Source organism: Pseudomonas sp. GM102 (genome assembly GCF_000282555.1).
GTDB lineage: Bacteria > Pseudomonadota > Gammaproteobacteria > Pseudomonadales > Pseudomonadaceae > Aquipseudomonas.
The window spans coordinates 59,632-85,800 of record NZ_AKJB01000048.1 but is presented as its reverse complement, the minus strand read 5'-3'; the positions used below and the strand labels follow the sequence as shown (position 1 = coordinate 85,800).

The window sequence follows — 26,169 nt, the reverse complement described above, 5'->3', positions numbered from 1 at the left end:
CTGGAGCGGCCTTTCAGTTTCAAGCACTCTTACGGAACACAAACACCAGGCCGACGATGATCAGCACCATCCCCAGCAGGCTCAACATCGCCAGTCGGTTGCCAAAGATCAGATAATCCATCACCGCCGTCACCGCCGGCACCAGGTAAAACAGACTGGTGACATTCACCAGATTGCCCCGGGCGATCAGTCGATACAGCAGCAGCGTCGCCAGCACTGATACCACCAGCCCCATCCACAACACCGGCACGAAGAACCCCATGCTGTGTTCGATGTGAAACGGCTGGAACGGTACGAAGATCCCGCAGAGCAACAACCCCGCCAGATACTGTACCGGCAGTGTGCCGAGAGGATTGTCGGTGATGCGTTTCTGCATGATCGAACCGAACGTCATGCTCACCAGCGCCAACAGACCGAAGAGCATCCCGGGCAACGACATGCCGGCCAAGCCGATACCCTGATAGACCACCATGATCAACCCGGCCAAGCCCAGCGCCAGACCGAACAGCCGGCTTATTGATCGATGCCGCTCCATGATCACTACGGTGAGAATCGGTTGAACGCCCATGATGGTGGCCATCATCCCCGGCGTGACCTTCAGGTCCAGGGCCAACAGATAGAAAATCTGATAAGCCCCCAGCAACACCACGCCCGTGGCCATCGCATACAACATCGGCTTGCCGCCCTTGGGTAGTTTCAGCTTGAGCAACGGCATCAACAGCACCAGCCCGCACAAGGCAATGGCGAAACGAATCAGTAAAAAGGCGAAGGGTGACGCGTGCGCCAACCCCCATTTGGAGAAGATCGCGCCGCTGCTCCACAGCAAAACGAACAGGCTCGTGGACGCCGCCGCGAGCGCGGATTTTTTCGAAAGGACAAACATGAATACCACCTGTAGTCAGGCAAAAAGCCAACTCAGCCGAAGCTGAAATTCAGTAGTTTTTTCAGGCGGGCGCTTTTTCAGACAGGCATGGGAACAGCAGAAAAAAGCTGATCAGCCCGAGAAGCCAACGCCTGGCGGTGATACGACTGCGCACACCGGCGTGCTACTGACAGGTGGGGGGTAATGACTGATCTGCGCAGGCTGCTGATTCCCGCACGGCACGATGCCAGCGTTGACCGCTGAATCGACTACCGCATTGATGGGGGAAGCTGGCATGGGCTGATCTTTTTTTGATGGGTGAAGGGGGGGTTCAGGAAACCACCGAGCGCCGACTATAACCAGCGTGTGACATGGATTGCAATGAGTTAACGTCAGAGCCGAGAAACAGGAGCCTGACACGATCCCTGTGGCGAGGGGGCTCGCCCCCGTTCGGCTGCGAAGCAGTCGTAAACCAGGCATTGCATTGGTTCTGAAAGAGATGGATCGCTGTTTTTTGGGGCCGCTTCGCGACCCAACGGGGGCAAGCCCCCTCGCCACAGGTCACTCAGTAATCGGTCTCAACCAAACAGCCAATACCCCAACAACGTCAACACCACCACCGCCAGCACCGGCCGCAGCACGCGGTAAGCCTTGGGATTACGACGCTTCCACTGTTTGACCACACCGCTGAACTTGTCGCTGAAGTTCTTACTCCAGGCATAGGCCTGATTGATCCCGCCAACGCGTTCATCGTCAAGGTTCTGGGGTGCAGTGGCGCGCCCCAGCCAGCCGCTGATCGAGCGGTTGATACGGGTCATGAGGCGGTTGCTCATCGGTCGCTCGATGTCGCAAAACAGGATGACCCGGGTTTGCTCGGTTTCGTTCTTGACCCAGTGCACGTAGGTTTCATCGAACATCACGTCTTCCCCATCACGCCAGGCATAGACCTGACCATCGACGAAGATGCGGCAATGATCGGAGTTCGGTGTCGACAGCCCCAAGTGATAACGCAAAGAACCGGCGAACGGATCGCGATGCGGGTTGAGGTGACTGCCACCGGGTAGCAGCGCAAACATGGCGCCTTTGACGTTGGGAATACTGCTGACCAACGCCACGGTTTTCGGGCACAAGGCTTTGGCCGATGGCAGGGGTTTGTCGTACCACTTGAGATAGAAGCGCTTCCAGCCCTTCTTGAAGAACGAACCGAAACCGGCGTCGTTGTTCTTTTCGGCGGCGCGAATGTAGCCCTCGTCGAACAAGTGCATGGCTTCGTCGCGGATAACTTCCCAGTTGTCCCTGAGCACGTCCAGCTCCGGGAACTTGCTGCGGTCCAGGTAGGGTTTGGATGGCACGCCAGAGAACAGGTACATCAAGGCGTTATAGGGTGCAAACAGAGCCGAGTGGTTGACGAACTGACGCAAGACCGGCAAACGCGCCTTGCCACGCAAGTGCACATAGAGCGTGCTGCCGAGGAACAGCAACAACACCGAAGCCTTCGCGACAAAGGAAAAGTTCATCTACAACTCCTTGATAGTAGGTAACTTTGCACAACGCCATTTACCCGACGTGGCAGTCGGCCATGATAAACACTACCGGCCTCGGGAAATACCCGCCTCACTCAACATTCAGTGTTAAGGATTACGCAACAAACACTTATTAACACAAGGTTCCTGAACGGGGGCTGACCTGACAACCGCAGAACCTGTAGGAGCGAGGCTTGCCCGCGAAGAACGCACCGCGGTTTTTCAGGTATCACGCGTCATCGTTCTTCGCGGGCAAGCCTCGCTCCTACCCGTTTGGCTGCGAAGCAGTCGTAAACGTTATTGCTGATTCTCCTGTTCGGTAAACAGATCACTGAACAGCATGCTCGACAGGTAGCGCTCGCCGGAGTCGGGCAGAATCACCACGATGGTCTTGCCCTGCATTTCCGGGGTTTCGGCCAGCCGCACAGCCACCGCCATGGCGGCGCCGCACGAGATACCGCTCAAAATCCCTTCTTCCTGCATCAGGCGCAGGGCCATCGCCTTGGACTCATCGTCGCTGACCAGTTCGACCCGGTCGACCATCGACAGATCCAGGTTCTTCGGCACAAAACCAGCGCCGATGCCCTGGATTTTGTGAGGGCTCGGCTTGATCTCTTCACCTGCCATCGCCTGTGTGATCACTGGAGACACCACCGGCTCCACGGCCACCGAGATAATCGGCTTGCCTTGGGTATTCTTGATATACCGCGAAACCCCGGTGATGGTTCCACCCGTTCCGACGCCCGCCACCAGTACGTCGACTGCACCGTCGGTGTCGTTCCAGATTTCCGGCCCGGTGGTTTTTTCGTGGATGGCCGGGTTGGCCGGGTTTTCGAACTGCCCCGGCATGAAGTAGGTCGATGGATCACTGGCGAGGATTTCGGCGGCCTTCTCGATCGCGCCTTTCATGCCTTTGGCCGGTTCCGTCAACACCAGTTCGGCACCCAGGGCCTTGAGCACCTTGCGTCGTTCGATGCTCATGGACGCCGGCATGGTCAGCATCAACCGATAACCACGGGCAGCGGCAACGAATGCCAGGCCGATGCCGGTATTGCCCGAAGTCGGTTCGATGATGGTCATGCCAGGCTTGAGTTTACCGGTGCTTTCGGCGTCCCAGATCATGTTCGCGCCGATCCGGCACTTGACCGAATAGCCGGGGTTGCGCCCTTCGATCTTGGCCAGGATGGTGACACCGCGCGGGGCGATACGGTTGATCTGAACCAGCGGCGTATTGCCAATGGAATGGGCGTTGTCAGCATAAATACGGCTCATGGCTGGGTCCTTGTACAGCGTTGAATTAGCTGTCCAAGGTATGCCTGTTACCCGTGGTCGTCCAGTCAGTCGAACGTCCGCTTACCCCCGCAGTCAATCGCTTTATACCGCCAGAGATTTGCCGCCATGAAGCGTCGATACAGTTGGCCCCTGTGGACCCTCGCCGGCCTCGTTCTGCTGCTGGTTGCCCTGCACATTGCCCTGCCCTACGTGGTGCGCGATTACCTCAACGAAAGATTGGCGAACATGGGTGACTACCGCGGGCAGATTACCGACGTAGACCTGGCCCTGTGGCGCGGCGCCTACAAAATCAATGGACTGAAAATCGTCAAGGTCAATGGCAAGGTTCCCGTGCCTTTCGTCAACGCGCCATTGATTGACCTCTCCGTCAGCTGGCACTCGCTCTGGTATGACCACGCGGTGGTGGCCGAGGCGCAGTTCGACAAACCCGAGGTGAACTTCGTCGACGGCGGTGCCAACAAGAAAAACTCCCAGACCGGTGAGGGCACCGACTGGCGGGCACAATTGGAAAAGTTGCTGCCGATTACCCTGAACGAAGTGCAGATCAACGACGGGCGGGTCACCTTCCGAAACTTCAATTCAAAACCGCCCGTGAACATGAATGCCACTCAGGTCAATGCCAGCATTTACAACCTGACCAACGTGGTCGACACCAAAGGCAAACGCGATGCCCGATTCGACGGCAAGGCTCTGTTGCTGGGGCATGCACCGCTGGAAACCACGGCGACCTTCGATCCGCTGAGCGACTTCCAGGACTTCGAATTTCGCCTGCGCGCCAGGAACCTTGAACTCAAACGCATGAACGACTTCGCCTCGGCCTACGGCAAGTTCGACTTCAATGCCGGCCATGGCGACGTGGTCATCGAAGCCGAAGCCAACAAGGGCCAACTCACCGGCTACATCAAGCCGCTGTTGCGCGACGTCGATGTGTTCAATTGGCAGCAGGACGTGGAAAACAAGGACAAAGGGATATTCCGTTCCATCTGGGAAGCACTCGTCGGGGGTACCGAGAATGTGTTGAAGAACCAGCCGAAAAACCAGTTCGCCACTCGCGTCCAGCTCAGAGGCAGCGTGCATCAACGAGATATCAGCGCATTCGAGGCGTTTTTGCAGATTTTACGTAATGGTTTCATCGAGGCGTTCAATGCCCAGTACGAACGGCCGAAACCGGATGCCGGTTAGGACTTGCGTGTGACGGTGTAACGACCGGTTTCTTCCGCTGCCCGCGCCGGGTTTGTTTGCTGCTGCAAGAAGTCCCAGCCCAGGCAAGCCAGGGCCAACGACCGCGGCACAGCTTCACGACCACTGCTGTAGCGACTGATACTGCGGGCACTAACCCCCAACGCCTCTGCCGCCTGGTTCAACGGTAGCCCGGTGCGAGCACGCCAATCGATGAAAATACGGGTATTTTCATCTGCCGCGTTTTGCGCCAGAGCATCCAGATACAGCGTGTCTGCGCCTATCTGGACATCCAGTTCGGGCCACTCCACACACCAGCCATCGTCACCCAAAGCGGCGCCTTCAAAAGCATGCTCCTCCAGCAATGGTTGCAACCCCGGGTACGAACGCAGATCACGACTTAAATCCAGGCTCAGTTGCTGACCATCGATAAAGGTCAGCGCCAGACGGTAATCCGGCAGTACCTGTACTGCCGACAGACGGGGTCGTTTCATGGGTAACATCGTTTCCAATCCTCCAGCAATTGCACCTGATGGGCCCTGACCCACTCTAGCGCTTCCTTGATGATCAGCGGCGGCGCCTTGCCCATCATCACTTCGACGGTTACCAGGCTGAGCATCACATCCAGCCCGCCACCTGTCAGATGTGCATGGGGCGGCGGATGATCCTTCTCGCGCAACTGAATGCGGTACGTATCGCGAAATCGGTATTTAGTAGACATGCCCCGCAAGCTATCGCCAAAATGGCGATAGCTCAATACTGGCTAGCGGCCGAGACTGAGTCAAGATGTGACGCCCCATTCAGAGACTGAATAAGCCGTCTGCGTTCACAGTCGACCGGGCACCGCGTTATAGTCGGGTACTACAATTATTGCGCCCCGCCCTGCCTCGTTCAGGTCGGCGTTACCGTTCGAGGATTAGCAGATGAAGTTCGAAGGCACCCAGGCCTACGTCGCCACCGATGACCTGAAGCTGGCGGTCAACGCCGCCATCACTCTGGAACGGCCACTGCTGGTCAAGGGCGAGCCAGGCACCGGCAAGACCATGCTCGCCGAGCAACTGGCCGAGTCCTTCGGCGCCAAGTTGATCACCTGGCACATCAAATCCACCACCAAGGCGCATCAAGGCCTGTACGAGTACGACGCGGTCAGCCGCCTGCGCGATTCGCAGCTGGGCACGGAAAAGGTTCACGACGTTCGCAATTACCTGAAGAAGGGCAAGCTCTGGGAGGCTTTCGAGTCCGAAGAGCGGGTGATCCTGCTGATCGATGAAATCGACAAGGCCGACATCGAGTTCCCCAACGACTTGCTGCAAGAACTCGACAAGATGGAGTTCTACGTTTACGAGATCGACGAGACCATCAAGGCCAAGAAGCGCCCGATCATCATCATTACCTCCAACAACGAGAAAGAGCTGCCGGACGCCTTCCTGCGCCGCTGCTTCTTCCACTACATCGCCTTCCCGGATCGCGTCACGATGCAGCGAATCGTCGACGTGCATTACCCGAACATCAAGAAAGACCTGGTCAGCGAAGCGCTGGACGTGTTCTTCGACGTGCGCAAGGTGCCGGGCCTGAAGAAGAAGCCATCGACCTCGGAATTGGTGGACTGGCTGAAATTACTGATGGCCGACAACATCGGTGAAGCGGTACTGCGCGAGCGCGATCCGACCAAGGCCATTCCGCCACTGGCCGGCGCCTTGGTGAAGAACGAACAAGACGTGCAATTGCTTGAGCGTCTGGCGTTCATGAGCCGTCGCGGCACTCGATAAGGTCAACGCCATGTTGCTCAACCTGTTCAATGAAATGCGTGCCGCCAAAGTGCCGGTCTCGGTGCGTGAGCTGCTGGACCTGATCAACGCGCTGAAACAGCGCGTGACCTTCGCCGACATGGACGAGTTCTATTACTTGTCGCGGGCGATCCTGGTGAAGGACGAAAAGCATTTCGACAAGTTCGACCGGGCCTTCGGTGCCTACTTCAACGGCCTGGAAAAGCTCGACGATCACCTCCAGGCGTTGATTCCGGAAGACTGGCTGCGCAAGGAATTCGAGCGCTCCCTGACCGATGAAGAGCGGGCCGCGATCCAGTCCCTCGGCGGCCTGGACAAGCTGATCGAAGAGTTCAAGAAGCGCCTGGAAGAACAGAAAGAACGCCATGCCGGCGGCAACAAGTGGATCGGCACTGGCGGCACCAGCCCATTCGGTTCCGGTGGCTTCAACCCGGAAGGCATTCGGGTCGGCGATGCCGGCAAGCGTCAAGGCAAAGCGGTCAAAGTCTGGGATCAGCGCGAGTACAAGAACCTCGACGATTCGGTCGAACTGGGCACACGCAACATCAAGGTCGCCCTGCGGCGCCTGCGTAAATTCGCCCGTCAGGGTGCGACGGAAGAACTGGACATCGACGGCACCATCGACCACACCGCGCGCGATGCCGGGTTGCTGAACATCCAGATGCGTCCGGAACGCCGCAACACCGTCAAGTTGCTGCTGCTGTTCGACATCGGCGGCTCGATGGACGCCCACGTGAAGATCTGTGAAGAGCTGTTTTCGGCCTGCAAGACCGAGTTCAAGCACTTGGAGTACTTCTACTTCCACAACTTCATTTATGAATCGGTGTGGAAGAACAACATGCGTCGCACCTCTGAGCGCACCGCCACCCAAGACCTGCTGCACAAGTACGGCGCCGACTACAAAGTGATCTTCATCGGCGATGCCGCCATGGCGCCCTATGAAATCACTCAGGCCGGCGGCAGCGTCGAGCACTGGAATGAAGAAGCCGGGTACGTGTGGATGCAGCGCTTCAAGGAAAAGTACAAGAAGCTCATCTGGATCAACCCATATCCGAAAGACACCTGGGGCTATACCTCATCGACCAACATCGTGCGGGATTTGATTGATGACCAGATGTATCCGCTGACGTTGCGGGGGTTGGAGGAAGGGATGCGGTTTCTTTCCAAATAATTATGTTGTCTGGACGGACGCCTTCGCGAGCAAGCCTCGCTCCTACAGGTTTCGGTGTTCGTGCATCACGCATTAACCCTGTAGGAGCGAGGCTTGCTCGCGATGCTTTTAGCTGTTCAGAAAGCGGCGTAAATATTCGACGTGTTCGCGATGAGCGACATCCTGCACCACCGGCCTCAACCGCACCTTCGATCCCGGCAAACACTGCGCCAATCGCGCCAAGGCCAATGGCGTCAACGCCCCCAGGCGCGGATAACCGCCAATGGTCTGCCGATCATTGAGCAGCACAATTGGCTGCCCGTCCGGCGGCACCTGGACCGCGCCCAGCGGGATACCTTCGGAAATCATCGGCTTGCCCTGATACTGCAACGCCGTTCCCAGCAAGCGAATGCCCATGCGATCGGCGCGGCTGTCGAGGGTCCAGATGCTGTTGAATGCGTCGAACAAACTCTGTCCACTGAACTCGCCGATCTGTGCACCGAGCACCAGGTCCAGCGGCGCATCGAGTTTGAAATCCGGCACCTGTTCGGCTGCCAACTCTCGCAGCAGTAGCAGCGAGCTCCCCGAGTAGCTCAATTGCGCCTCTTTGGCCAACGCCCGACCCATGCCATCCAGCCCACCGAGCTCCTCACGGACCACCGTTGCGCTACTGCCCAACACCTTTGGCGCATCAAATCCACCCGGGGCCGCCAAATAAGCCCGAGCGCCAAGCAGTGGCTGGGTGAATTGCAATTGCTGACCTTTGTTCAGCCTGAAACTGCGCCACGGCGCCAATGCCTCGCCATCGATTTGCGCCCCCAGATCCGCCCCGGCCAATGCCAGCACGCAATCTTCCTGAGCAACGACCGTAAACCCGCCGAGGGTGATTTCGATCACCGACGCATCCAGCCCATTGCCCAGCAGCCAATTGGCCCACGACATCGATCGCCAATCCGCTGCCCCGCCCTGGGTCACGCCCAGATGCCGCACGCCAAACCGCCCGGCGTCCTGCAACAGGCACAGCGGTGTACTTGCTTCAATCGTCAGTCGGCTCATACCAGGGCCTCCAACGGCGTGTCATCACCGCCAAGGTTGATGAACTCGGCATGGCTGACCGCTTCGAAGCGCACGGTGTCGCCCGGTTGCATCAGGCTGTAACCCTCGCGCTCGCGGTCGAACAATTTGGCCGGGGTACGGCCGATAAGGTTCCAGCCGCCAGGGGACACCACCGGATAAGCCGCCGTCTGGCGTTCGGCGATACCAACACTGCCGGCAGCCACTTTTTTGCGCGGAGTATTCATACGCGGTGCAGCCAACACTTCCTCCACCAATCCCATGAAGGCGAACCCCGGCGCGAAGCCCAATGCGAACACTTGATACTCGCGCTCGCTGTGACGACGGATGACCTCTTCCACCGCTAATCCGCTGCGCTGAGACAGCAAGCTCAGTTCCGGGCCGACGCTCAGGTCATACCAGACCGGCAACACATGGCATCTACCGCTGGCCCGAGCGTTGGGCGACAGATCAATCAAGGCTTCAGCGATCAACTCTCGCGCCTGGGCCGGATTCAGCGCCGTCAGATCGTAATGCACCATCAACGTTGTGTAGGACGGCACCAGATCGATCAAATGGCGGGCGAAGGCTTCTCGCAGACGCTCGCTGGCCGCGAGCATCCACGGCATATTGGCTTCGCTGATTTCATCGAACAGACGCACCATCAGGCAATCCAGCGCCACCACTTCTACCCGTGGCTTCATGATGCACTCTGCTGATTCAAGGCTTCACGAATGCGCTGCACGGCGGCCACCGAACTGGCGTTGTCGCCGTGCACACACAAGGTATTGGCCTGCAAGTGCAAGGCGCTGCCATCGCTGGCCGTGAGCATGCCACCGCGGGCAATGATCAGCGCCTGTTCAATGATCTTCTCGGGATCGTGATGCACGGCTCCCGGCAGTTGCCGCGAGACCAGTCTGCCGGCGCTGTCGTAAGCGCGATCGGCGAAGGCTTCGAACCACAGTGTCACGCCGTATTCATCGCCGAGTTGCTGCGCGGCACTGTTGTCGCGGGTCGCCATCAGCATCAATGGCAGCGTCCGGTCATAGGCCGCCACGGCCTGAATCACCGCGCGCAGTTGCGCCGGGTTGGCCATCATGTCGTTGTACATCGCGCCGTGAGGTTTGACGTAACTCACCCGCCCGCCCTGCGCCCGGCAGATGCCATCAAGGGCGCCGATCTGGTAATGCAACAGGTCCTGCAGTTCCTGGGCGGTGTAAGCCATGGAGCGGCGACCGAACCCCACCAGATCCTGATAGGCCGGATGAGCGCCAATCTGCACGCCGTGGCTCAGGGCCAGGCTGACGGTCTTGCGCATGATGCTCGGGTCGCCGGCGTGGAAACCACAGGCGATGTTGGCGCAGTCGATGAAGGGCATGACCTCGGCGTCCAGACCCATTGTCCAGTTGCCGAAGCTCTCGCCGATGTCGCAGTTCAATAGCAGGCGGTTCACGGTGAACACTCCTGTAGGCTTTTATCTTCTTAGCTGAAGGACATATGCCCCTCAGATTATCAGTTACCGGACATTCGGTTATTGAGCGTCGAGTTGCTTGCCACGGGTTTCCGGCAGGCTCAGGGCCGCCAGGATCACTACCCCGTAGGACACCGCCGCGAAAGCCCCGATTCCCACACTCAGTGGCACCTTCTGGCTGAGCAAGCCGATCAACAGCGGGAACAACGCCGCCAATGCCCGACCGATGTTGTAGCAAAAACCTTGGCCCGAGCCGCGTATGCGCGTCGGAAACAGTTCGGTCAAAAACGCGCCCATGCCGCTGAAAATCCCCGAAGCAAAGAAGCCCAAGGGGAAACCCAGCCAGAGCATCACACCGTTACTGACCGGTAATTGGGTGTAAAGCAAAACAATGGTGAACGAGCCGACCGCGAACAGAATGAAGTTCTTTTTACGACCGAGGATGTCAGTCAAATACGCGCTGATCACGTACCCGACGTAGGACCCGACGATCACCATCGCCAGATAGCCACCGGTGCCGAGTACGCTCAAGCCCCGTTCGTTTTTCAGAAAGGTCGGCAGCCAGGAAGTGATCGCGTAGTAACCGCCGAGGGCGCCGGTGGTCAGGATCGAAGCGCGGATAGTGGTGAAAAGGATGCCCGGGGCGAAAATCTCGTAGAACTTGGCTGGGTTGCTTGGCTCTTGCCTGGCTTTGGCTTCGCGGTAGATTTCCGGGTCCTTGACCAGGCGGCGGACGAAGATCACGAAAACCGCCGGCACGATGCCAAGGATGAACAATGCCCGCCAGGCGTCTTCCGGCGGTAATACGGAAAATAGCAGCGCATACAGAATCGCCGTCATCCCCCAGCCCAGCGCCCAACCCGATTGCACCATACCGACCGCTTTGCCACGGTCCTTGGCGCGAATCACTTCGCCAATAAGCACAGCGCCGGCGGTCCATTCACCGCCGAAACCGAAGCCCATCAACGTGCGGCTGATCAACAGTTGTTCGTAGTTCTGGGCAAAGCCGCAGAGGAAGGTGAAGAACGCGAACCAGAGCACCGTCAGTTGCAGGGTGCGTACCCGACCGATGCGGTCAGAGAGAATCCCCGCCACCCAACCACCGATGGCCGAGGCGATCAGGGTGCTGGTGTGAATCAGCCCGGCTTCGCCAGTGGTAATACCCCACATGGCAATCAGGGTCGGCACCACGAAGCTGAGCATCTGGGTGTCCATGCCGTCCAGGCCATAGCCGATCTTGCAGCTCCAGAATGTACGACGTTCCTGCTTGTTGATGTTGTGGTACCAATCGAAGGGTCCCGGGCGAGCCGTGGCTTTGGGAACGAGGGTGTCGGGCGCACTCATGGCAAGTCTCCGTGCAAATTTTATTGGTATTGTTCTGAGCCCCGACGACGCCTATCGTGGGAACCGGATGTGTCGATTTTTGGACGCTTGGCCCTGCTGCGTCCAACTAATAAAAACCCGACCAAGGCATAAGAAAAAGTTGATCCCATGAACCTGAAGTTTCTCGAGACCTTTGTCTGGGTCGCCCGACTCAAGAGTTTTCGCCTGACGGCAGACAAGCTCTTCACCACCCAGGCGTCGATTTCCAGCCGCATTGCCGTGCTCGAAAGTGAGCTGGGGGTGAAGCTGTTTCTGCGCGATTCTCGCGGCGTGAGCCTGACGCCCGAAGGCCTGAAAGTGCTCGAATACGCCGAGCAGATGATGGACACGATGCAGGCGCTCAAGCACTCGATCGAGACGCGTTCGAGTAAGGTCGGGCGGGTCCGGATCGGCGTCATGGACACCGTCATCCACACCTGGCTCAGCCCCTTGGTGGCGCAGATGATGGATCATTACCCGCTGGTGGAAATCGAGTTGGTGGCCGATACCGCGCTCAACCTCTGCGATCAGCTGCAAAAAGGCTTTCTCGACCTGATCCTGCAAACCGACCTGTTGCGTCAGGAGAGCGTGCGCAGCCTTGAGCTGGCCAGTCACCCGATGGGCTGGATTGTGGCGACTAACTCGATCTACAACCGCGAATATTCAGGGATTGCCGACCTGGCGCGGGAACGGATCATCACCTATTCGAAAAACTCCCGCCCCCATCAGGATATCTTGAGCCTGATGCAGGCCAACGGGGTCATGGCGCCACGGCTGAACTGTGTGAACTCAGTGTCGGCGATCACCCGCTTGCTGCGCGACGGCTTCGGCATTGGCGCGCTGCCGCCAGTGCTGGTGGCCGAGGAATTGGCGCGGGGGGAATTGACCTTGCTGGCCATCGATCAACGGCCGCCGAATTTGCAGGTGGTGGTGTCGTGGCGGGTTGGCGTGGAATGGGTCGAGGAGATTGTGACGCTGTGTCAGCAAGTGCTGGAGGGGTATGCGCGCAAGGTGGGTGAGGGTTACATCATCCTGGCTGATTGACCACTAACCGTGGCGAGGGGGCTTGCCCCCGATGGGTCGCGAAGCGGCCCCAAAACCGGCTACCTTGATGCGTCATGTAAATCGCGTTTACCGGTTTTACGGCTGCTGCGCAGCCGAACGGGGGCAAGCCCCCTCGCCACAAAAGCCCGCTCGGCAGCGATCAGTCAGAGGCCGCGCAAATCCCGCTCTTCGATCGGCCGGCTCTGGCGCAGACGCTTGCCGCCCAGCACCACCCAGTCGATCAGTCGGAACAGGCATTCAATGCCGAACGACAGCAGCAACGCACCGCTCATGCCCCAGATCATCGCTTCCGGCGTCAGCAGGATCTGGTAGCTGTAGCCATTCCAGGTTTCCTTGCGAATATCCGGATCGGCGGCCAGGGCCACTTGCAGGACGCGGATGTACCACGGGCCCTGCATGGCCTGGAATTGCTTGTCGAGGGCCAGTTGACGGGTGAGCAAGGTGCTCAGGCTGTCGGCATCGCTGCGAAAGATCGGGTCTTCGCTGGCCCGGTAATGGGCCACGAGCGCTTGCATGTCACCCTTGAAAAACTGATTGGCGGTGCCCTGAAAACCGCTCAAACCGGTCTGCGCCTCGATCAGATGCGCCTCGACCCGCTTGGCATAGTCATTGATGAACCCAGGCACCTGGACACCGATCAACAGGCCCGCCGCGAACAACACCAGCCGTAGATAACTGAGCAACATGGGGGATAGATCCTTATTCGGTCTTGCCCTGGCTGACGCATTCACCGCGTCGCCAGAGGCTCCATTGGCCCGGTTCGTAGCGGGTCCAGGTTTCGTTTTCGGTCAAGGGTTCGGTGGCGATCACCGTGACCACGTCATTGGGTGTGGTCTCGGCCTGGAAGTCGACGATCACATCGACGTCCTTCAAACGCGCCGGGCCGAACGGTGCTCGGCGGGTGATCTGCGCCAGTTTGCTCGAGCAGTAGCAGAACAGCCAGTCGCCGTCGCTGAGCAAGCAGTTGAACACGCCTTTGCTGCGGTACTCGGCGCAGGCGGCCACCAGGTCCGGCAACAGTGCTTCGATCTCTACCGGCTCGGGAAACGCTGCACGCACCCGGTTGAGTAAATCGCAGAATGCCGCTTCGCTGTCGGTATCGCCAACGGGGCGGTAAAAACTGGCGGTCGGGTTGAAATCGGCCAATTGGCCGTTGTGGGCGAAACACCAGTTGCGCCCCCACAACTCGCGCACGAACGGGTGGGTGTTGGACAGGCACACTTTGCCGACGTTGGCCTGGCGAATGTGCCCGATCACCACTTCGCTCTTGATCGGATAGCGCTGCACCAGGTTCGCCACTTCCGACTCGCTGCTCGCCGCCGGGTCCTGGAACAGCCGCAGGCCACGGCCTTCATAAAAAGCGATGCCCCAGCCGTCACGGTGCGGCCCGGTGCGGCCGCCGCGCTGCATCAGCCCGGTGAAGCTGAACACGATATCGGTCGGGACATTGGCGCTCATGCCCAATAACTCACACATGCTCGGACTCTCGATTCAATGCAGGGGCACGGTTATAGACGCGGTTCGACCCGCAAACGCTGAGGGTTGCTCGGCACCGGTGGCCGGCCGTAACGATCATCGCCGGCACCGCCGAAAGGCTGATCGTCGTCAGGCTCGTCGGCCCGCGCCGCTGCCTTGGCGGCAGCCGCCTGTTCCTTGCGAGCGTTGGAGGCGCGCTCGATGGGAAAACGGATGGCCACGAACACCAGATAAATGCCGAAGGCAATCATGCCGTACATGAACAGATCGGAAACCGCCCGCCAGGCGTTGTTGCCGACCTTGAACAGCAAGTCGAGGGCCGTAATGGCGATGGCCGGGGCGACCTTTTCTTTCACCGGGTCGATGATGGTCGGGCTGAACAGCAACACCGCCACCAGCAGCCGCAGCGGCTCACGCAGCCAACGCCACATCCAGCGGGTGATGCGCATCCACACCAACAGGCAGCCTAAAGCGGCAAAGGCGTAGAGGCCCCAAGCGATCAGATAGTCGTTCTCGGTCATGGTGTCCATGGCAAGGCAGGCAAAGAGGCGCTTATAGTAACGACTTTTCGCACGTCAGGCTTGTCCCAATACCAGTCGGGCAAGACACAGACTCTGTGAGAGCGGGCTTGTGGTGAGGGGGCTGTTGTGGCGAGGGAGCTTTTGTGGCGAGGGAGCTTGCTCCCGTTGGGCTGCGAAGCGGCCCCAAAAAAGGAACTGCTGCGCAGTTCAGCGGGAGCAAGCTCCCTCGCCACAGAAAAGCCCCCTCACCACAAGCCCGCTCCAACAGGTTGCGAAGCCCTTATTCCGTACATTGTTCGAGAGCCATTCATGCCCCTATCCGCCAACGTCACCAGCGCTCCAATTGCCCACAAGGCCGACGGTTGCGACCCGTATGCCTGGCTGCAGGAGCGCGACACCGACGCGGTGCTCGATTACCTGAAAGCTGAAAACCGCTATCAAGAGGCGCAAACCGCCGATCAGGCCGGCCTGCGTGAAACCCTGTTCGAAGAGATCAAGGGGCGGATTCTCGAAACCGACCTGTCGCTGCCCTCCCCCTGGGGTCCGTACCTGTATTACACGCGCACCACTGCGGGCGACGAATATGCCCGCCACTACCGCTGCCCGCGTCCGGCCGATGGCAGCCTGCACATCGACGAAAGCCAGGAACTGCTGCTGCTTGATCCGAACGTGCTGGCCAAGGGCGGCTTCTTTTCCCTGGGCGCGTTCAGCATCAGCCCGGACCACCAGCGTCTGGCCTACAGCATCGACTCCAGCGGCGAAGAGATTTACACGCTGTTCGTGAAGGAATTATCCAGCGGCCGCGTCAGCGAACTGGAATTCCAGGACTGCGACGGCAGCATGACCTGGGCCAATGACAGCCTGACGCTATTCTTCGGCGAACTCGACGACACCCATCGCCCGCACAAACTGTTCCGCTACCGGCTGGACGGCACCGCGGCTGAAGAAGTGTTCCATGAGCCGGACGGCCGATTCTTCCTACATTGCTATCGCTCAAGCTCCGAACGGCAACTGCTGTTGTCGCTGGGCAGCAAGACCACCAGCGAAGTCTGGGTGCTCGACGCCTCGCTGCCGCATCAGGCCTTTACCTGCCTGGCGCCGAGGGTTGAAGAACACGAATACGATGTCGACCACGGCAAACTCGATGGCGAGTGGACGTGGCTGATCCGCACCAACCGCGACGGCATCAACTTTGCCCTGTACCAGGCCGCCGATACGGGCGTCGCGCCGACCGAAGCGGACTGGAAGAACCTGATTCCCCACAGCGACACAGTGATGCTCGAAGGCATGAGCCTGAACGCCGAGGCCATGACCCTGAGCCTGCGCGAAGGTGGCCTGCCGATCATCGAAGTCCGCCCACGGGACTTGGTGCCGTATCGCGTGCAATTGCCGGACGCGGCCTACAGCCTGCATGTGCAGAACAGCCTGGAATTTGTCAGCGACCGGATCCGTCTGCGCTACGAAGCCTTGAACCGTCCGGCGCAGATCCGCCAACTGATTCTGACCACCGGCGAGCAGAAAGTCCTCAAGGAAACCCCGGTGCTCGGCCCGTTCGACGCCGACGCGTACGTCAGCCAGCGACTGTGGGCGACGGCACCGGACGGTACGCAAGTGCCGATCAGCCTGGTGGTCAAACGCGAGTTCCTCGGCAAGCCGACGCCGCTTTATCTGTACGGCTACGGCGCCTACGGCGAAAGCCTCGACCCGTGGTTCTCCCACGCGCGCCTGAGCTTGCTGGATCGCGGCATGGCGTTTGCCATCGCCCATGTACGCGGTGGCGGTGAGCTGGGCGAAGCCTGGTACCGCGCCGGCAAGCAGGAACACAAACACAACACTTTCAGCGATTTCATCGCGTGCGCCGAACACCTGATCGCCAACGGTTTCACCACCCCATCGCAGCTGGCGATCAGCGGTGGCAGCGCCGGTGGTTTGCTGATCGGCGCGGTACTCAATCAACGGCCGGAGCTGTTCGGTGCAGCGATTGCCGAAGTGCCGTTCGTCGACGTGCTCAATACCATGCTCGACCCGGAGCTGCCGCTGACCGTCACGGAATACGACGAGTGGGGCAACCCGCAAGAGCCGGACGTCTATGATCGGATCAAGGCCTACGCCCCGTACGAAAACGTCACCGCGCAAGCCTATCCGGCAACGCTGGTGATCGCCGGCTACAACGACAGTCGCGTGCAGTACTGGGAAGCGGCCAAGTGGGTGGCGAAATTACGCGCGACCAAAACCGACACCAATCCCCTGCTGCTCAAGACCGAATTGGGTGCCGGGCATGGCGGGATGAGCGGTCGTTATCAGGGATTACGTGATGTAGCCCTCGAATACGCATTTGTTTTCAAGGTTTTGGGCATCGCCTGAGGAACTTGGCCCGGCGTACCGGTCTTAACACCAGACACTGGGCGCGATCCCTTGTAGGAGCGAGGCTTGCCCGCGAAGGCATTATCACGGCCGACATTGATGTTGAATGTCAGGGCCTCTTCGCGGGCAAGCCTCGCTCCTACAAGGGGGCGGTGACTGGAACAGCAACAGACACAAGAAAAAGACCGTGACGACATGTCAGAACCGACCTTACTGAACAACGAAATTCGCGACTGGCTGATGGACTGCGGCCTGTTCGATCAACTGCTGCCGGCAGACTTCGCGGCAGCTTCGGGTTACTTCAGCATCAGCACCATTCCCGAAGGCGAAGAGATTTTCCATGAGGGCGATGCTGGCAGTTTCATGTGCATCATCCACACCGGCCAGGTCGCGGTGCAGAAGACCAACAGCGACGGGCAACGAGTGACCATGGCCACCTTGCGCAGCGGTCGGGCGTTCGGCGAAATGGCTGTGCTCGACGGTGAACGACGCTCAGCCAGTTGCGTGGCCGCGAGCAATTGCCAGTTGCTCAACCTGGGCAAGGACTCCCTGGAAAAGATGCTCAACGACTCGCCGAAAATCGCCGCCAAGATCATCCGCGCCCTCGCCGTCTCCCTCTCCAAACGCTTGCGCATGGCCGACGGGCAACTGCTCTTGCAGCAGGTCTAGCCTCCCGGCGTTTTGATTTTCGTCGTGCTCGGTTCAAGGCCTGGCAAAGTCTGGTCCTTGGGTGGATTGGGCATTTCGATCGGCGGCAACAGCGGTGCTCCGCCACTGCCGGTGCCGGCCTTGGGCACGCTGGTCGGGGTGATCTGCGGATACGGCGTCGGAGTGGCGGTGCCGGGTGAGCCGGGCATCGGCACAGGGCTGGTGGGGATGGTTTGCGGTTCCTGGGCCTGCACTGCAGTTATCGAGAGCGCGGCCAAGGCAATGACCGTTAGAATGGTGCGCTTCATCAATGGCTCCGTTGGCCTTGTGGTCTTTTTGCAGGCTACTCCCAACTGCGCGTGTTTGCCTTCCCCCATCTGTCAATTTCTCCTCAAGAGCGCCCCATGAAACGTTTCGTTCTGCTCGACACCACCCCCATCCCTGAAAACGGCGGTGCCCTGTGCCTGTTCGAATACGGCGAGGACTTCGTCATCAAGATTCAGGGTGGCGACGGCGGGCAGTTGATGAACACTCGCATGCACGGCTCCGAAGATGCCTTGGCCGAAATCCCCTGCCGCAAGGTCGCCGGCCGGCCGAATTCGCGAGTATTGATCGGTGGCCTGGGCATGGGCTTCACCCTGGCCTCGGCGCTCAAGCATTTGGGCAAGACGGCTGAAGTGGTAGTCGCCGAACTGGTGCCCGGCGTGGTGGAGTGGAATCGCGGGCCGCTGGGCGAGAAGGCCGGTAACCCGCTGCTTGACCCGCGCACCGTGATCCGGATGGAAGACGTGGCCAAGGTGCTGCAAGCCGAGCCACAAGGTTTCGATGCGATCATGCTCGACGTCGACAACGGCCCCGAAGGTTTGACCCAGAAGGCCAACAGCTGGCTCTACTCCGCCGGCGGCCTGAGTGCCTGCGCCAAGGCCCTGCGGCCAAAAGGCGTGCTGGCGGTGTGGTCGGCCAGCGCCGACCGGCAGTTTTCCGACAAGCTGAAAAAAGCCGGTTTCAAGGCCGAGGAAGTGCAAGTCTTCGCCCACGGCAACAAGGGCACCCGCCACACCATCTGGATTGCCGAGAAGCTCAAGGGCTGAGCGTGGGCCTGTCATCACTTATTTACTAGGCCGCGTTGCGCCTGAAAACGAGCCAGGCAAGGCGCAGTCCGCTGGTAATGGTCGCTCCCTTGCCAAGGACTGCAACGCAGCCTGGCTCGTTTTCAGGCACAACCCGAAGGGCCGGTCTGCTGTGGCGCAGGGCTGCGTTGCTCGGAGCTCGTTTGGAATGACCAAACCACGCTCCTCGCGCCTTGCCCTGCGCCACAGCAGACCCGGCGCGGCCTAGTAAATAAGTGATGACAGGCCCTACACTCACGTCATAACCGTCATTAGTCTTTTTACAAAGGTGAACCCATGAGTTCGTCCACCCCAACCAACACATCGAAGCTGGACCGCATCCTCGCCGATAACCAGCGCGACAAGGAAATGGGTTACCGCGACAAGGCCCTGAAGATGTACCCGCACGTGTGCGGCCGCTGCGCCCGTGAATTCTCCGGCAAACGCCTGAGCGAACTGACCGTGCATCACCGCGACCACAACCACGACAACAACCCTCAGGATGGCTCGAACTGGGAGCTGTTGTGCCTGTATTGCCATGACAACGAACACTCGCGCTATACCGATCAGCAGTATTTCGACGAAGGCTCGCTGAGTACGCCGAAGATTGCCAAGGCGACGCACAACCCGTTTGCGGCGTTGGCGGGGTTGATGAAGAAAGAAGACTGAAGATATTCGTTGGACATGCTGGCCTCTTCGCGGGCAAACCTCGCTCCTACAGGTTTACGCGACAACCGCGTATGACATTGAAACCTGTAGGAGCGAGGCTTTCCCGCGAAGGCTATCTCCCTGACACCACCAATCTCCAAACTGAACACCCCTCCCCCAATCCCCGTATAATCGCCGTTTTTTCCCCGAAGGCACCCCGCTCGTGGCAGACAAACGGTACAGCTGCATTGGTTTGTATAACCCCAAATCACCGGAGAACGTCGGTTCGGTCATGCGCGCCGCCGGCTGCTATGGCGTGGCGTCGGTTTTTTACACCGGCAAGCGCTATGAGCGCGCCGCCGACTTCGTCACCGACACCAAGCGAGTCCACTACGACATCCCGCTGATCGGCATCGACGACCTGAAGAAAATCCTGCCCTTGGGCTGTGTCCCGGTCGCCGTGGAACTGGTCGACGGCGCCCGCTCGCTGCCGGAATACACTCACCCGGATCGCGCCCTCTACATCTTCGGCCCCGAAGACGGCTCGCTGGATAAAGAGATTCGCGAGTGGTGCGAAGACGTGGTCTACATCCCGACCACCGGCTGCATGAACCTGGCGGCCACCGTCAACGTTGTGCTGTACGACCGCATGGCCAAGGGCAACAACACCCGCTCCGGGCCAAAATTCCGCTGAAGTGCCGCATATTCGATGGAACAAGCCGCTCGCCCAGGCAGTCAGCTAAATATCTATTGCTGAAGCAACTCTTCCCTGCCTGGAGACAGATCATGCGCGAGTTCAATCCTGTAGAACGTATCGAAACCACCCCGTTCCAGAGCCCTTCCGAACAGAACGTTCATGGTTGGGAACGCGCCGGCTCCCTGGCGGGTGGCGTGGTCATGCTAAGCAAAGGTCTGCGACGCGGCGGCGTGTTCGGATTGATTGAAATAGCCATCGGCGGCATCGCCCTCGCCCGAGGAATCACCGGGCATTGCTCGGCGAAAAGACTGTTGGAAAAGAACCGTCAGGACATGGACAACGCACGCGCGCGAATCGAGCGCGCCGGGGATGAGCTGGCCCGCATGAAAGCCAATGCAGAAGCAGCGACCAGCACGGCGACCGTGACGGGAAATGATTCGTTGAACTCGCCGAAGGCTGGGGTCTGATCCGGAATCGATGCAGAGGCTCAGTGCCTCTTCGCGGGCAAGCCCGCTCCCACAGGATTTTTGGCGTACACAACATGTGTGAACACCGCCAATTACTGTGGGAGCGGGCTTGCCCGCGAAGGCGGTGCTACTGAAGCAAATCGGTATCAAGCACCTTGGAAGACTCGCCAATAACGCTTTGCGCGAGCTGAATGAATTCCTTGGTATCCACACTTTCCAAATGCATCGCCCCACGCAGCACATCATCCAGCGAGCGCTTGTTGCGGGTTTTCAGGCGAATCTCGCGGTCCAGTTCCTGTAGCAACACCACCGCTTTGGCCACCTGCGCCGGGTTGATCTGTTCACCGCGCAACGTGCTGACCTTCTGGCTGTCCTTGACCAACTTGCTGTGCAGGCTTTCATACCGCTCATCACTCATGCCGCCTGCGCGGCGCACCAGTTCGATGGCGTAATACTCGGCAAACCCTTCGCTGATCCAGTCACTGTGCTGGCTGTCGTTGATCCGCCCGAACACCTGAGCCAATTCACGCACCAGCGCACTGGTGCCGCTTTCGCTGACCAGCGGCAGGCGGCTATTGAGGTAGATCGATTCATGGGCGCCCAGGCTGCCGCGCCACATCGGGTCGTTGCCGCCGACAATCAGCAACTTGCCGGGATGACGCGGAAAAACCGCCTGCACTTGCGGCCAGACAAAGGTCAGCAGCGTCAGCACGTCCATGCGGCGCATGCCCTGCCCCTGTGGCGAGGCGACGGTGACTTCGGTTTCCCCCAGCCGCGTGCGACGGCTGCCGAGGTGGCCGGCGAGTATCCAGCCAGTGGGACGGTCGAACAGGCGCGAGGCGTTATCGATCCGGAACTTGTTCTTGCCGATCCGCGGCCAGGCGGTTTCGACGCTTTTCCAACCGCTGGGCAATTCGAACTCAAGGCGTGAAACCAGTTCGATGCCGTCCTGCTGATCGAGTTTGGCCGCAGGCACCAGGTCATCGCCACGCATCAGCGCCCAGTTCGGCGTCATGCGGGTGTCGAAGCTGCCGCTCTTGCGCCCATGGCTGATGCTCACGCGGTAGGTCAGGCTGGCCTTCTCGGCGGTTGGGCGCCAGACACCACGGGCCTGTTTGCCCGGTGAGAGCTGCCATTGGCCATCGGCCTTGAAATCACTGTAGTGACTGCCGTCGCCCAAGTCGAAATCCAGACTGCGCACCGCCGAGCCCTGGGCCAGGGTCAGGCGTACTTCGGCCTGATCGCTTTGCGGCAACAGGCGCACGTGATAATCCAGATCGACTTTCTTCGCCGCCCACACGGGCGAACTCAGGGCCAGCAGCCCGACAGTCAACGCCCGCAGCACTCCCACCGCCATACACACCCCTATTGTGGCCAGCGAGCTTGCTCGCACCGGGCTGCGTAGCGGCCCCAAATTCTTGTAATCACCGCCGATTGTGTGGCAATGAATTAACCCGCACGAAAAATCAGATGGTCTTCCCAATCGTCTTCGGCCACGCTGCCCTCGGCGAGCATGCGCCCGGACTGGGAAATACGCTCGTGGTGCACCGCATCGCGATCACCGCACACCAGGTGATGCCAGAGCGGCAGGTCCTTGCCTTCGCTGACCAGTCGATAACCGCAGGTCGGCGGCAGCCATTTGAACTCATCGGCCTTGCCCGGCGTGAGCTGGATGCAATCGGGCACAAAGTCGCGGCGGTTGGGGTAATCGGTGCACTGACAGGTTTTGAGGTCCAGCAATTTGCAGGCGATACGCGTGTAGTAGACGCTGTTGTCGTCTTCGTCCTCGAGTTTTTGCAGGCAGCACAGGCCACAGCCATCGCACAGCGATTCCCATTCCTCTTGATCGAGTTGATCGAGGGTTTTGCGTATCCAGAACGGTTCGACTTTGGCGGCCATGGCTCAAGCATCAACATCAGGTGGTGAAAAGACCGCCAGTCTAGTGCCAAGGTACCGGCGGGCCAAGCATTGGCGACTGCCGGTACAACGGAACTTGTCAGTTATAGCGCCCCCAAGTAGCTTTGCCGTCGCAAGGAGCCATGCTCAAATGCCATTAACGCTCAACCGCGTTGCATTCAGGTGAACTACCCAAGCTCTCGAAAAACCTCATCGCTCAGCTCAACTGCGCCCGCAGGTTTCAGACGAACCTCACTTTCAAACGTAAAGGAATCTCTTGATGAGTGCTAATCCACGCGTTGCCGACTACGCCATTCACCCTCAGTTCACTGATCGCTGGTCGCCCCGCGCGTTCACCGGCGAAACCATTCCCGTCGAGACCCTGCTGAGCTTCTTCGAAGCCGCGCGCTGGGCGCCATCGGCGTACAACTCGCAGCCTTGGCGGTTTCTTTACGCACGTCGCGACACGCCGAACTGGGAGCGTTATCTGGGTCTGCTGAACGAGTTCAACCGCAGCTGGGCGCAGCACGCCTCGGCGCTGGTGATCGTGGTCTCGAAAACCACCTTCGCGGTACCTGGCGCCACTGAAGAAACACCAGCACTGTGGCACACCTTCGACACGGGTTCGGCCTGGGGCCACCTGGCGCTGCAAGCGAGTATCAGCGGCTGGCACACCCACGGCATGGCCGGCTTCGATCAGGAACTGACCCGCAAAGAGCTGAACATTCCTGAAGGTTATGCACTGCACGCGGCGGTGGCGATCGGCAAACTGGGCGACAAGGCGACACTGGCCGAGTACCTGCAAGCGCGCGAAGAGCCAAGCCCGCGTCGTCCGTTGAGCGAGTTGGCGGCCGAGGGTGATTTCACCCTCTAAACGCGCCGGACTCGATCGTTCCCACGCTCCGCGTGGGAATGCATCCCGTGACGCTCTGCGTCACATCCGAAGCGGAACGCGGAGCGTCCCTGGCGACATTCCCACGCGGAGCGTGGGAATGATCAGCTGGGTGAATTCAATACCCGCGTGAAAAATCCACTTCCCCGCGCAACGCTTCACCCGCCTGATACGCCCGCAGGTTTTCGACGAACAACTTCACCATCATAGGCGGCGAAGTCGGTGCCGAACTGTGTCCCGTCAGCAGCAGGCCCCACGCGGTCCAGAACGGATGGCGTTGCGGCAGCGGTTCCTGACGGCAGACGTCGATCACGGCCCCGGCCAGATGCCCTTCCTTCAAGGCTTCCACCAGATCTGCATCGACCACCGCCACGCCGCGCCCGACGTTGATGAACAACCCGGTCGGCTTGAACTGCTTGAACAGTGCGGCGTCGTACAGGTCGTGAGTATTCGGGGTGTTCGGCAGCAGATTGATCACGTAATCCACCTTACCGACCAGACGCGGCAAGTCGCTCAGCGCGCCGACTTCGACAAACGGCGTCTGCTCGCGAGCTTCGCTGGCGATGCCATATAACTCGACGCCAAACGGTAGCAGAAACTGCGCCACGGTCTGACCGATGTCACCGGTGCCGACGATTAACACCTTGCGCCCGGCCAGGCTTTGACCCTGGCGGTTGTCCCATTTACGCTCGACCTGGCTGACCAGGCGCGCCAGTACTTCGCGCTCGTGGCCGAGCATGTAAGTCAGTACGTATTCGGCCATGACCTGACCGAAAATCCCTACCGCGCGAGTCAGGCGATAGTGCCGTGGCAGGCCGTCGGCCAGCAACGGCGTGATGCCGGCCCAGGTCGACTGCAGCCATGCTGGCGTGTGGCCCTGACGCAACAGCGTCGCCAGCAGGTCCGGCTGACCGAGCCATACCTGGCAATCGGCGGCCTGACGGGCCAGTTCGGCGGAGTCACCGCTGGTCAGTACTTCCAGATCAGGCGCTGCCTGACGCAGCAGTTGGGCGTACACAGGGTGGTCGTGTTCAGCAATCAGCACGCGCATGGTTCAAACCTTTCAAAAACAGTGCAGACGGCCGCCGACGGAGTCTCACCCCATCGCCCTGGCCATCGCCAAAATCATTCCAGTGTTTCACAAAGGCTCTGAACAGAGCCTGTCTGACGATTACATCGGGTCGTTGCGTCGTAGCAATTCTTCCGGCAGATGCTCGATGTATTCGTCTTCGGCCGGCGGCATTTGCAGGTGATAGCCTTGTTTTTCGAGGTTTTCCAGCACCACAGTGATGTCTTCGCGTGACAGCTTGCGCTCGGGCGTCAGCACCAGATCGAAAGCGTGATGCGGTTTGCCGAAGGCCGCCATCAGACTTTCCGGAACGCGCTCCAGTGCATCGCTTTTGAGCACATAGAGGTACATCTCGTTTTTCTTCAGGCTTCGATAGATGGAGCAAATACGTTTCAAGGCTGTTCTCCGGCGGTGGCCAGGCTGTCTAGCAGCGCTTGGCCCATCAATTCGCGGCGCCAGCCACGCAGCGAATCAGGCAATTGGTAAGGACCATTGGGGAAACCGCTCTTGAGCAGCGCTTCCAGGGTTTTCTTGCGCAGCATCAGTTCTGGGGCGATGTTCAGTCGCTCGGCTTCGGCCTGGCCGATCGCGCGCAGCTGTTTGACCAGCGCGGCGGCGTCCACCGGCAACGGCTCCGGCACCGCCGGTGGCCATTGATCAGGCGACACACTGCCAGAGCGCTTGATCAGATCAAGCAGAAATTCGCCGTCCTGACGCACGGTACGCGGGTGCATGTCTTCTATTTTCGCCAGCGCGCCGAGGTTGTCCGGCTGCGTGCGCGCCAACGGCCACAGGGAATGCTCACGGACGATACGGTTGCGTGGCAGATCGCGGGCACGGGCTTCGCGTTCGCGCCAGGCGCAGAGTTCACGCAACACGGCGAGTTGGGCACGGGACAGCTTCCAGGCCAGTTTGGCGTCGCGATAGACCTCATACGGATCGACCTCGCGACGCAGATTGGCCACCAGTTCGGCACCGTCTTCCAAAACCCAGGCGTATTTTTCGTCAGAAAGTTTCGGACGCAGCTGTACGAAAACTTCCGCCAGGTGCAAGGCATCTTCGGCGGCGTAGCTGATCTGGGTGTCGGACAGTGGACGTTGCAGCCAGTCGGAACGGGTCTCGCCCTTGGGCAGGTCGATGCCGAGCACTTCCTGCACCAGCCGCGAATAGCCCATGGAAAAACCGAGGTTCAGGTAAGCGGCGGCCAGTTGGGTGTCGAACAGCGGCGCCGGCAGGCTGCCGGTCAGGCGCAACAGAACTTCGAGGTCTTCGCTGCACGCATGCACGACTTTGACCACAGCCGGGTTTTCCAGCAACGCGGCCAATGGCTGCCAATTGTCGATAGTCAGCGGGTCAATCAGGTAAGCGCGTACGCCATCACCGATCTGCAGCAGGCCTGCGATCGGGTAAAAGGTGTCGACCCGCATGAATTCGGTGTCGAGGGCAACGAATGGCAGTTGCTGCCACTCGGCGCAAAACTGACCGAGGCTATCGTTGTCGCGAATCCAGTGAATATCGATGGCCACACGGCTCTCCCTTGAAGAATGGCGCGCAGTATATATCGCCCCCGGCGATTTCCGCGCATTCACTGAACAAGAGCTTTAGCGAAAATACCTGCTGAACCGCAAGAATAGTCT

At 59.7% G+C, this 26,169-nt stretch carries 29 protein-coding genes; 11 read left to right on the top strand and 18 right to left on the bottom strand.

Annotated features, from left to right (window positions below; genetic code table 11):
• Positions 1–19: 19 nt before the first annotated feature.
• From PMI18_RS19320 to cysK, 3 genes are all read right to left on the bottom strand, one after another.
• Positions 20–883: a DMT family transporter gene (locus tag PMI18_RS19320; RefSeq protein ID WP_007898724.1), complete on the bottom strand. Its 864-nt coding sequence runs from the start codon at positions 881–883 to the stop codon at positions 20–22.
• Between the two features lie 557 nt (positions 884–1,440).
• Complete coding sequence (locus tag PMI18_RS19325; RefSeq protein ID WP_007898723.1) at positions 1,441–2,379, bottom strand: aspartyl/asparaginyl beta-hydroxylase domain-containing protein; 939 nt, start codon at positions 2,377–2,379, stop codon at positions 1,441–1,443.
• 303 nt (positions 2,380–2,682) lie between these two features.
• Positions 2,683–3,657 (bottom strand): cysteine synthase A, encoded by a 975-nt coding sequence (cysK, locus tag PMI18_RS19330; RefSeq protein ID WP_007898722.1) that lies wholly within the window; start codon positions 3,655–3,657, stop codon positions 2,683–2,685.
• A gap of 126 nt (positions 3,658–3,783) precedes the next feature.
• Between cysK and PMI18_RS19335 the strand changes: the two genes are divergently transcribed.
• The gene (locus PMI18_RS19335; protein WP_007898721.1) at positions 3,784–4,860 is read left to right on the top strand and encodes a DUF748 domain-containing protein; all 1,077 of its coding nucleotides are present in this window, start codon (positions 3,784–3,786) and stop codon (positions 4,858–4,860) included.
• On the opposite strand, the gene PMI18_RS19340 is transcribed toward PMI18_RS19335, so the two are convergent.
• Together PMI18_RS19340 and PMI18_RS19345 are read right to left on the bottom strand one after the other, a co-directional pair.
• Positions 4,857–5,360, bottom strand: a complete 504-nt coding sequence (locus tag PMI18_RS19340; RefSeq protein ID WP_007898720.1) for a DUF2442 domain-containing protein — start codon at positions 5,358–5,360, stop codon at positions 4,857–4,859. The genes PMI18_RS19335 and PMI18_RS19340 overlap by 4 nt on opposite strands.
• Entirely contained in the window at positions 5,348–5,578 is a 231-nt protein-coding gene (locus tag PMI18_RS19345) for a DUF4160 domain-containing protein (RefSeq protein WP_033036230.1), read from the bottom strand. The genes PMI18_RS19340 and PMI18_RS19345 overlap by 13 nt, the downstream gene beginning before the upstream one ends.
• 202 nt (positions 5,579–5,780) lie before the next feature.
• Between PMI18_RS19345 and PMI18_RS19350 the strand changes: the two genes are divergently transcribed.
• Positions 5,781–6,626, top strand: coding sequence for an AAA family ATPase (locus PMI18_RS19350; protein ID WP_007898718.1), 846 nt, complete (start codon positions 5,781–5,783; stop codon positions 6,624–6,626).
• Between the two features lie 10 nt (positions 6,627–6,636).
• Positions 6,637–7,815, top strand: a complete 1,179-nt coding sequence (locus tag PMI18_RS19355) for a vWA domain-containing protein (protein ID WP_007898717.1) — start codon at positions 6,637–6,639, stop codon at positions 7,813–7,815.
• Between the two features lie 108 nt (positions 7,816–7,923).
• Here PMI18_RS19355 and PMI18_RS19360 read toward each other — a convergent pair whose 3' ends face one another.
• The 4 genes from PMI18_RS19360 to PMI18_RS19375 form a co-directional block, all read right to left on the bottom strand.
• Positions 7,924–8,850, bottom strand: coding sequence for a biotin-dependent carboxyltransferase family protein (locus PMI18_RS19360; RefSeq protein ID WP_007898716.1), 927 nt, complete (start codon positions 8,848–8,850; stop codon positions 7,924–7,926).
• Positions 8,847–9,551, bottom strand: coding sequence for a 5-oxoprolinase subunit PxpB (gene pxpB / locus PMI18_RS19365; protein ID WP_007898715.1), 705 nt, complete (start codon positions 9,549–9,551; stop codon positions 8,847–8,849). Before pxpB ends, PMI18_RS19360 begins: the two co-directional genes overlap by 4 nt.
• Entirely contained in the window at positions 9,548–10,300 is a 753-nt protein-coding gene (locus tag PMI18_RS19370; protein ID WP_007898714.1) for a 5-oxoprolinase subunit PxpA, read from the bottom strand. Before PMI18_RS19370 ends, pxpB begins: the two co-directional genes overlap by 4 nt.
• A gap of 78 nt (positions 10,301–10,378) precedes the next feature.
• Complete coding sequence (locus PMI18_RS19375; protein WP_007898713.1) at positions 10,379–11,662, bottom strand: MFS transporter; 1,284 nt, start codon at positions 11,660–11,662, stop codon at positions 10,379–10,381.
• Between the two features lie 147 nt (positions 11,663–11,809).
• On the opposite strand from PMI18_RS19375, the gene PMI18_RS19380 reads away from it, so the two are divergent.
• Positions 11,810–12,724: a LysR family transcriptional regulator gene (locus PMI18_RS19380; RefSeq protein ID WP_007898712.1), complete on the top strand. Its 915-nt coding sequence runs from the start codon at positions 11,810–11,812 to the stop codon at positions 12,722–12,724.
• A gap of 164 nt (positions 12,725–12,888) precedes the next feature.
• On the opposite strand, the gene PMI18_RS19385 is transcribed toward PMI18_RS19380, so the two are convergent.
• Genes PMI18_RS19385 through PMI18_RS19395 form a run of 3 tightly spaced genes read right to left on the bottom strand, consistent with a single transcriptional unit; the run spans position 12,889 to position 14,751 of the window.
• The gene (locus PMI18_RS19385; RefSeq protein WP_007898711.1) at positions 12,889–13,431 is read right to left on the bottom strand and encodes a DUF2937 family protein; all 543 of its coding nucleotides are present in this window, start codon (positions 13,429–13,431) and stop codon (positions 12,889–12,891) included.
• Between the two features lie 13 nt (positions 13,432–13,444).
• Entirely contained in the window at positions 13,445–14,221 is a 777-nt protein-coding gene (locus PMI18_RS19390; protein ID WP_007898710.1) for a class II glutamine amidotransferase, read from the bottom strand.
• A 32-nt stretch (positions 14,222–14,253) separates the two neighbouring features.
• Positions 14,254–14,751: a hypothetical protein gene (locus tag PMI18_RS19395; RefSeq protein ID WP_033036227.1), complete on the bottom strand. Its 498-nt coding sequence runs from the start codon at positions 14,749–14,751 to the stop codon at positions 14,254–14,256.
• 300 nt (positions 14,752–15,051) lie between these two features.
• On the opposite strand from PMI18_RS19395, the gene PMI18_RS19400 reads away from it, so the two are divergent.
• Together PMI18_RS19400 and PMI18_RS19405 are read left to right on the top strand one after the other, a co-directional pair.
• The gene (locus PMI18_RS19400; protein WP_007898708.1) at positions 15,052–17,106 is read left to right on the top strand and encodes a S9 family peptidase; all 2,055 of its coding nucleotides are present in this window, start codon (positions 15,052–15,054) and stop codon (positions 17,104–17,106) included.
• A gap of 195 nt (positions 17,107–17,301) precedes the next feature.
• The gene (locus tag PMI18_RS19405) at positions 17,302–17,775 is read left to right on the top strand and encodes a cyclic nucleotide-binding domain-containing protein (RefSeq protein ID WP_007898707.1); all 474 of its coding nucleotides are present in this window, start codon (positions 17,302–17,304) and stop codon (positions 17,773–17,775) included.
• Here PMI18_RS19405 and PMI18_RS19410 read toward each other — a convergent pair.
• A complete protein-coding gene (locus PMI18_RS19410; protein WP_033036225.1) occupies positions 17,772–18,062 on the bottom strand; it encodes a hypothetical protein in 291 nt (96 codons plus the stop codon). The genes PMI18_RS19405 and PMI18_RS19410 overlap by 4 nt on opposite strands.
• Positions 18,063–18,158: 96 nt before the next feature.
• Here PMI18_RS19410 and PMI18_RS19415 point away from each other — a divergent pair, with 96 nt between their 5' ends.
• The 4 genes from PMI18_RS19415 to PMI18_RS19430 all read left to right on the top strand — a co-directional run bounded on the left by PMI18_RS19415 (position 18,159) and on the right by PMI18_RS19430 (position 20,675).
• Positions 18,159–18,845 (top strand): spermidine synthase, encoded by a 687-nt coding sequence (locus PMI18_RS19415; protein ID WP_007898703.1) that lies wholly within the window; start codon positions 18,159–18,161, stop codon positions 18,843–18,845.
• Between the two features lie 315 nt (positions 18,846–19,160).
• Positions 19,161–19,532 (top strand): YajD family HNH nuclease, encoded by a 372-nt coding sequence (locus PMI18_RS19420; RefSeq protein ID WP_007898702.1) that lies wholly within the window; start codon positions 19,161–19,163, stop codon positions 19,530–19,532.
• A gap of 202 nt (positions 19,533–19,734) precedes the next feature.
• Positions 19,735–20,205 (top strand): RNA methyltransferase, encoded by a 471-nt coding sequence (locus PMI18_RS19425; RefSeq protein ID WP_007898701.1) that lies wholly within the window; start codon positions 19,735–19,737, stop codon positions 20,203–20,205.
• Between the two features lie 92 nt (positions 20,206–20,297).
• A complete protein-coding gene (locus PMI18_RS19430) occupies positions 20,298–20,675 on the top strand; it encodes a YgaP family membrane protein (protein ID WP_007898700.1) in 378 nt (125 codons plus the stop codon).
• Between the two features lie 127 nt (positions 20,676–20,802).
• Here PMI18_RS19430 and PMI18_RS19435 read toward each other — a convergent pair whose 3' ends face one another.
• Complete coding sequence (locus PMI18_RS19435) at positions 20,803–22,032, bottom strand: hypothetical protein (protein WP_007898699.1); 1,230 nt, start codon at positions 22,030–22,032, stop codon at positions 20,803–20,805.
• Positions 22,033–22,124: 92 nt separating this feature from the next.
• Positions 22,125–22,574 carry a YcgN family cysteine cluster protein gene (locus tag PMI18_RS19440; protein WP_007898698.1) on the bottom strand — a complete coding sequence of 150 codons (450 nt, stop codon included), beginning with the start codon at positions 22,572–22,574 and terminating at the stop codon, positions 22,125–22,127.
• A gap of 277 nt (positions 22,575–22,851) precedes the next feature.
• Between PMI18_RS19440 and PMI18_RS19445 the strand changes: the two genes are divergently transcribed.
• Positions 22,852–23,445, top strand: coding sequence for a nitroreductase family protein (locus tag PMI18_RS19445; protein WP_007898696.1), 594 nt, complete (start codon positions 22,852–22,854; stop codon positions 23,443–23,445).
• A 136-nt stretch (positions 23,446–23,581) separates the two neighbouring features.
• On the opposite strand, the gene PMI18_RS19450 is transcribed toward PMI18_RS19445, so the two are convergent.
• The 3 genes from PMI18_RS19450 to rnd form a co-directional block, all read right to left on the bottom strand.
• On the bottom strand, positions 23,582–24,514 hold the full coding sequence (locus PMI18_RS19450; RefSeq protein ID WP_007898695.1) for a D-2-hydroxyacid dehydrogenase: 933 nt from the start codon (positions 24,512–24,514) through the stop codon (positions 23,582–23,584).
• A gap of 120 nt (positions 24,515–24,634) precedes the next feature.
• Entirely contained in the window at positions 24,635–24,928 is a 294-nt protein-coding gene (locus tag PMI18_RS19455; protein ID WP_007898694.1) for a YcgL domain-containing protein, read from the bottom strand.
• Positions 24,925–26,058, bottom strand: coding sequence for a ribonuclease D (gene rnd / locus PMI18_RS19460; protein WP_007898693.1), 1,134 nt, complete (start codon positions 26,056–26,058; stop codon positions 24,925–24,927). Before rnd ends, PMI18_RS19455 begins: the two co-directional genes overlap by 4 nt.
• Positions 26,059–26,169: the final 111 nt, after the last annotated feature.

Excerpts from the sequence above, each read along its gene's own strand:
- PMI18_RS19320 (WP_007898724.1), bottom strand. The coding sequence starts at position 883 with ATGTTTGTCCTTTCGAAAAAATCCGCGCTCGCGGCGGCGTCCACGAGC.
- PMI18_RS19325 (WP_007898723.1), bottom strand. The coding sequence starts at position 2,379 with ATGAACTTTTCCTTTGTCGCGAAGGCTTCGGTGTTGTTGCTGTTCCTC.
- cysK (WP_007898722.1), bottom strand. The coding sequence starts at position 3,657 with ATGAGCCGTATTTATGCTGACAACGCCCATTCCATTGGCAATACGCCG.
- PMI18_RS19335 (WP_007898721.1), top strand. The coding sequence starts at position 3,784 with ATGAAGCGTCGATACAGTTGGCCCCTGTGGACCCTCGCCGGCCTCGTT.
- PMI18_RS19340 (WP_007898720.1), bottom strand. The coding sequence starts at position 5,360 with ATGTTACCCATGAAACGACCCCGTCTGTCGGCAGTACAGGTACTGCCG.
- PMI18_RS19345 (WP_033036230.1), bottom strand. The coding sequence starts at position 5,578 with ATGTCTACTAAATACCGATTTCGCGATACGTACCGCATTCAGTTGCGC.
- PMI18_RS19350 (WP_007898718.1), top strand. The coding sequence starts at position 5,781 with ATGAAGTTCGAAGGCACCCAGGCCTACGTCGCCACCGATGACCTGAAG.
- PMI18_RS19355 (WP_007898717.1), top strand. The coding sequence starts at position 6,637 with ATGTTGCTCAACCTGTTCAATGAAATGCGTGCCGCCAAAGTGCCGGTC.
- PMI18_RS19360 (WP_007898716.1), bottom strand. The coding sequence starts at position 8,850 with ATGAGCCGACTGACGATTGAAGCAAGTACACCGCTGTGCCTGTTGCAG.
- pxpB (WP_007898715.1), bottom strand. The coding sequence starts at position 9,551 with ATGAAGCCACGGGTAGAAGTGGTGGCGCTGGATTGCCTGATGGTGCGT.
- PMI18_RS19375 (WP_007898713.1), bottom strand. The coding sequence starts at position 11,662 with ATGAGTGCGCCCGACACCCTCGTTCCCAAAGCCACGGCTCGCCCGGGA.
- PMI18_RS19380 (WP_007898712.1), top strand. The coding sequence starts at position 11,810 with ATGAACCTGAAGTTTCTCGAGACCTTTGTCTGGGTCGCCCGACTCAAG.
- PMI18_RS19385 (WP_007898711.1), bottom strand. The coding sequence starts at position 13,431 with ATGTTGCTCAGTTATCTACGGCTGGTGTTGTTCGCGGCGGGCCTGTTG.
- PMI18_RS19390 (WP_007898710.1), bottom strand. The coding sequence starts at position 14,221 with ATGTGTGAGTTATTGGGCATGAGCGCCAATGTCCCGACCGATATCGTG.
- PMI18_RS19395 (WP_033036227.1), bottom strand. The coding sequence starts at position 14,751 with ATGGACACCATGACCGAGAACGACTATCTGATCGCTTGGGGCCTCTAC.
- PMI18_RS19400 (WP_007898708.1), top strand. The coding sequence starts at position 15,052 with ATGCCCCTATCCGCCAACGTCACCAGCGCTCCAATTGCCCACAAGGCC.
- PMI18_RS19405 (WP_007898707.1), top strand. The coding sequence starts at position 17,302 with ATGTCAGAACCGACCTTACTGAACAACGAAATTCGCGACTGGCTGATG.
- PMI18_RS19410 (WP_033036225.1), bottom strand. The coding sequence starts at position 18,062 with ATGAAGCGCACCATTCTAACGGTCATTGCCTTGGCCGCGCTCTCGATA.
- PMI18_RS19415 (WP_007898703.1), top strand. The coding sequence starts at position 18,159 with ATGAAACGTTTCGTTCTGCTCGACACCACCCCCATCCCTGAAAACGGC.
- PMI18_RS19420 (WP_007898702.1), top strand. The coding sequence starts at position 19,161 with ATGAGTTCGTCCACCCCAACCAACACATCGAAGCTGGACCGCATCCTC.
- PMI18_RS19430 (WP_007898700.1), top strand. The coding sequence starts at position 20,298 with ATGCGCGAGTTCAATCCTGTAGAACGTATCGAAACCACCCCGTTCCAG.
- PMI18_RS19435 (WP_007898699.1), bottom strand. The coding sequence starts at position 22,032 with ATGGCGGTGGGAGTGCTGCGGGCGTTGACTGTCGGGCTGCTGGCCCTG.
- PMI18_RS19440 (WP_007898698.1), bottom strand. The coding sequence starts at position 22,574 with ATGGCCGCCAAAGTCGAACCGTTCTGGATACGCAAAACCCTCGATCAA.
- PMI18_RS19445 (WP_007898696.1), top strand. The coding sequence starts at position 22,852 with ATGAGTGCTAATCCACGCGTTGCCGACTACGCCATTCACCCTCAGTTC.
- PMI18_RS19450 (WP_007898695.1), bottom strand. The coding sequence starts at position 24,514 with ATGCGCGTGCTGATTGCTGAACACGACCACCCTGTGTACGCCCAACTG.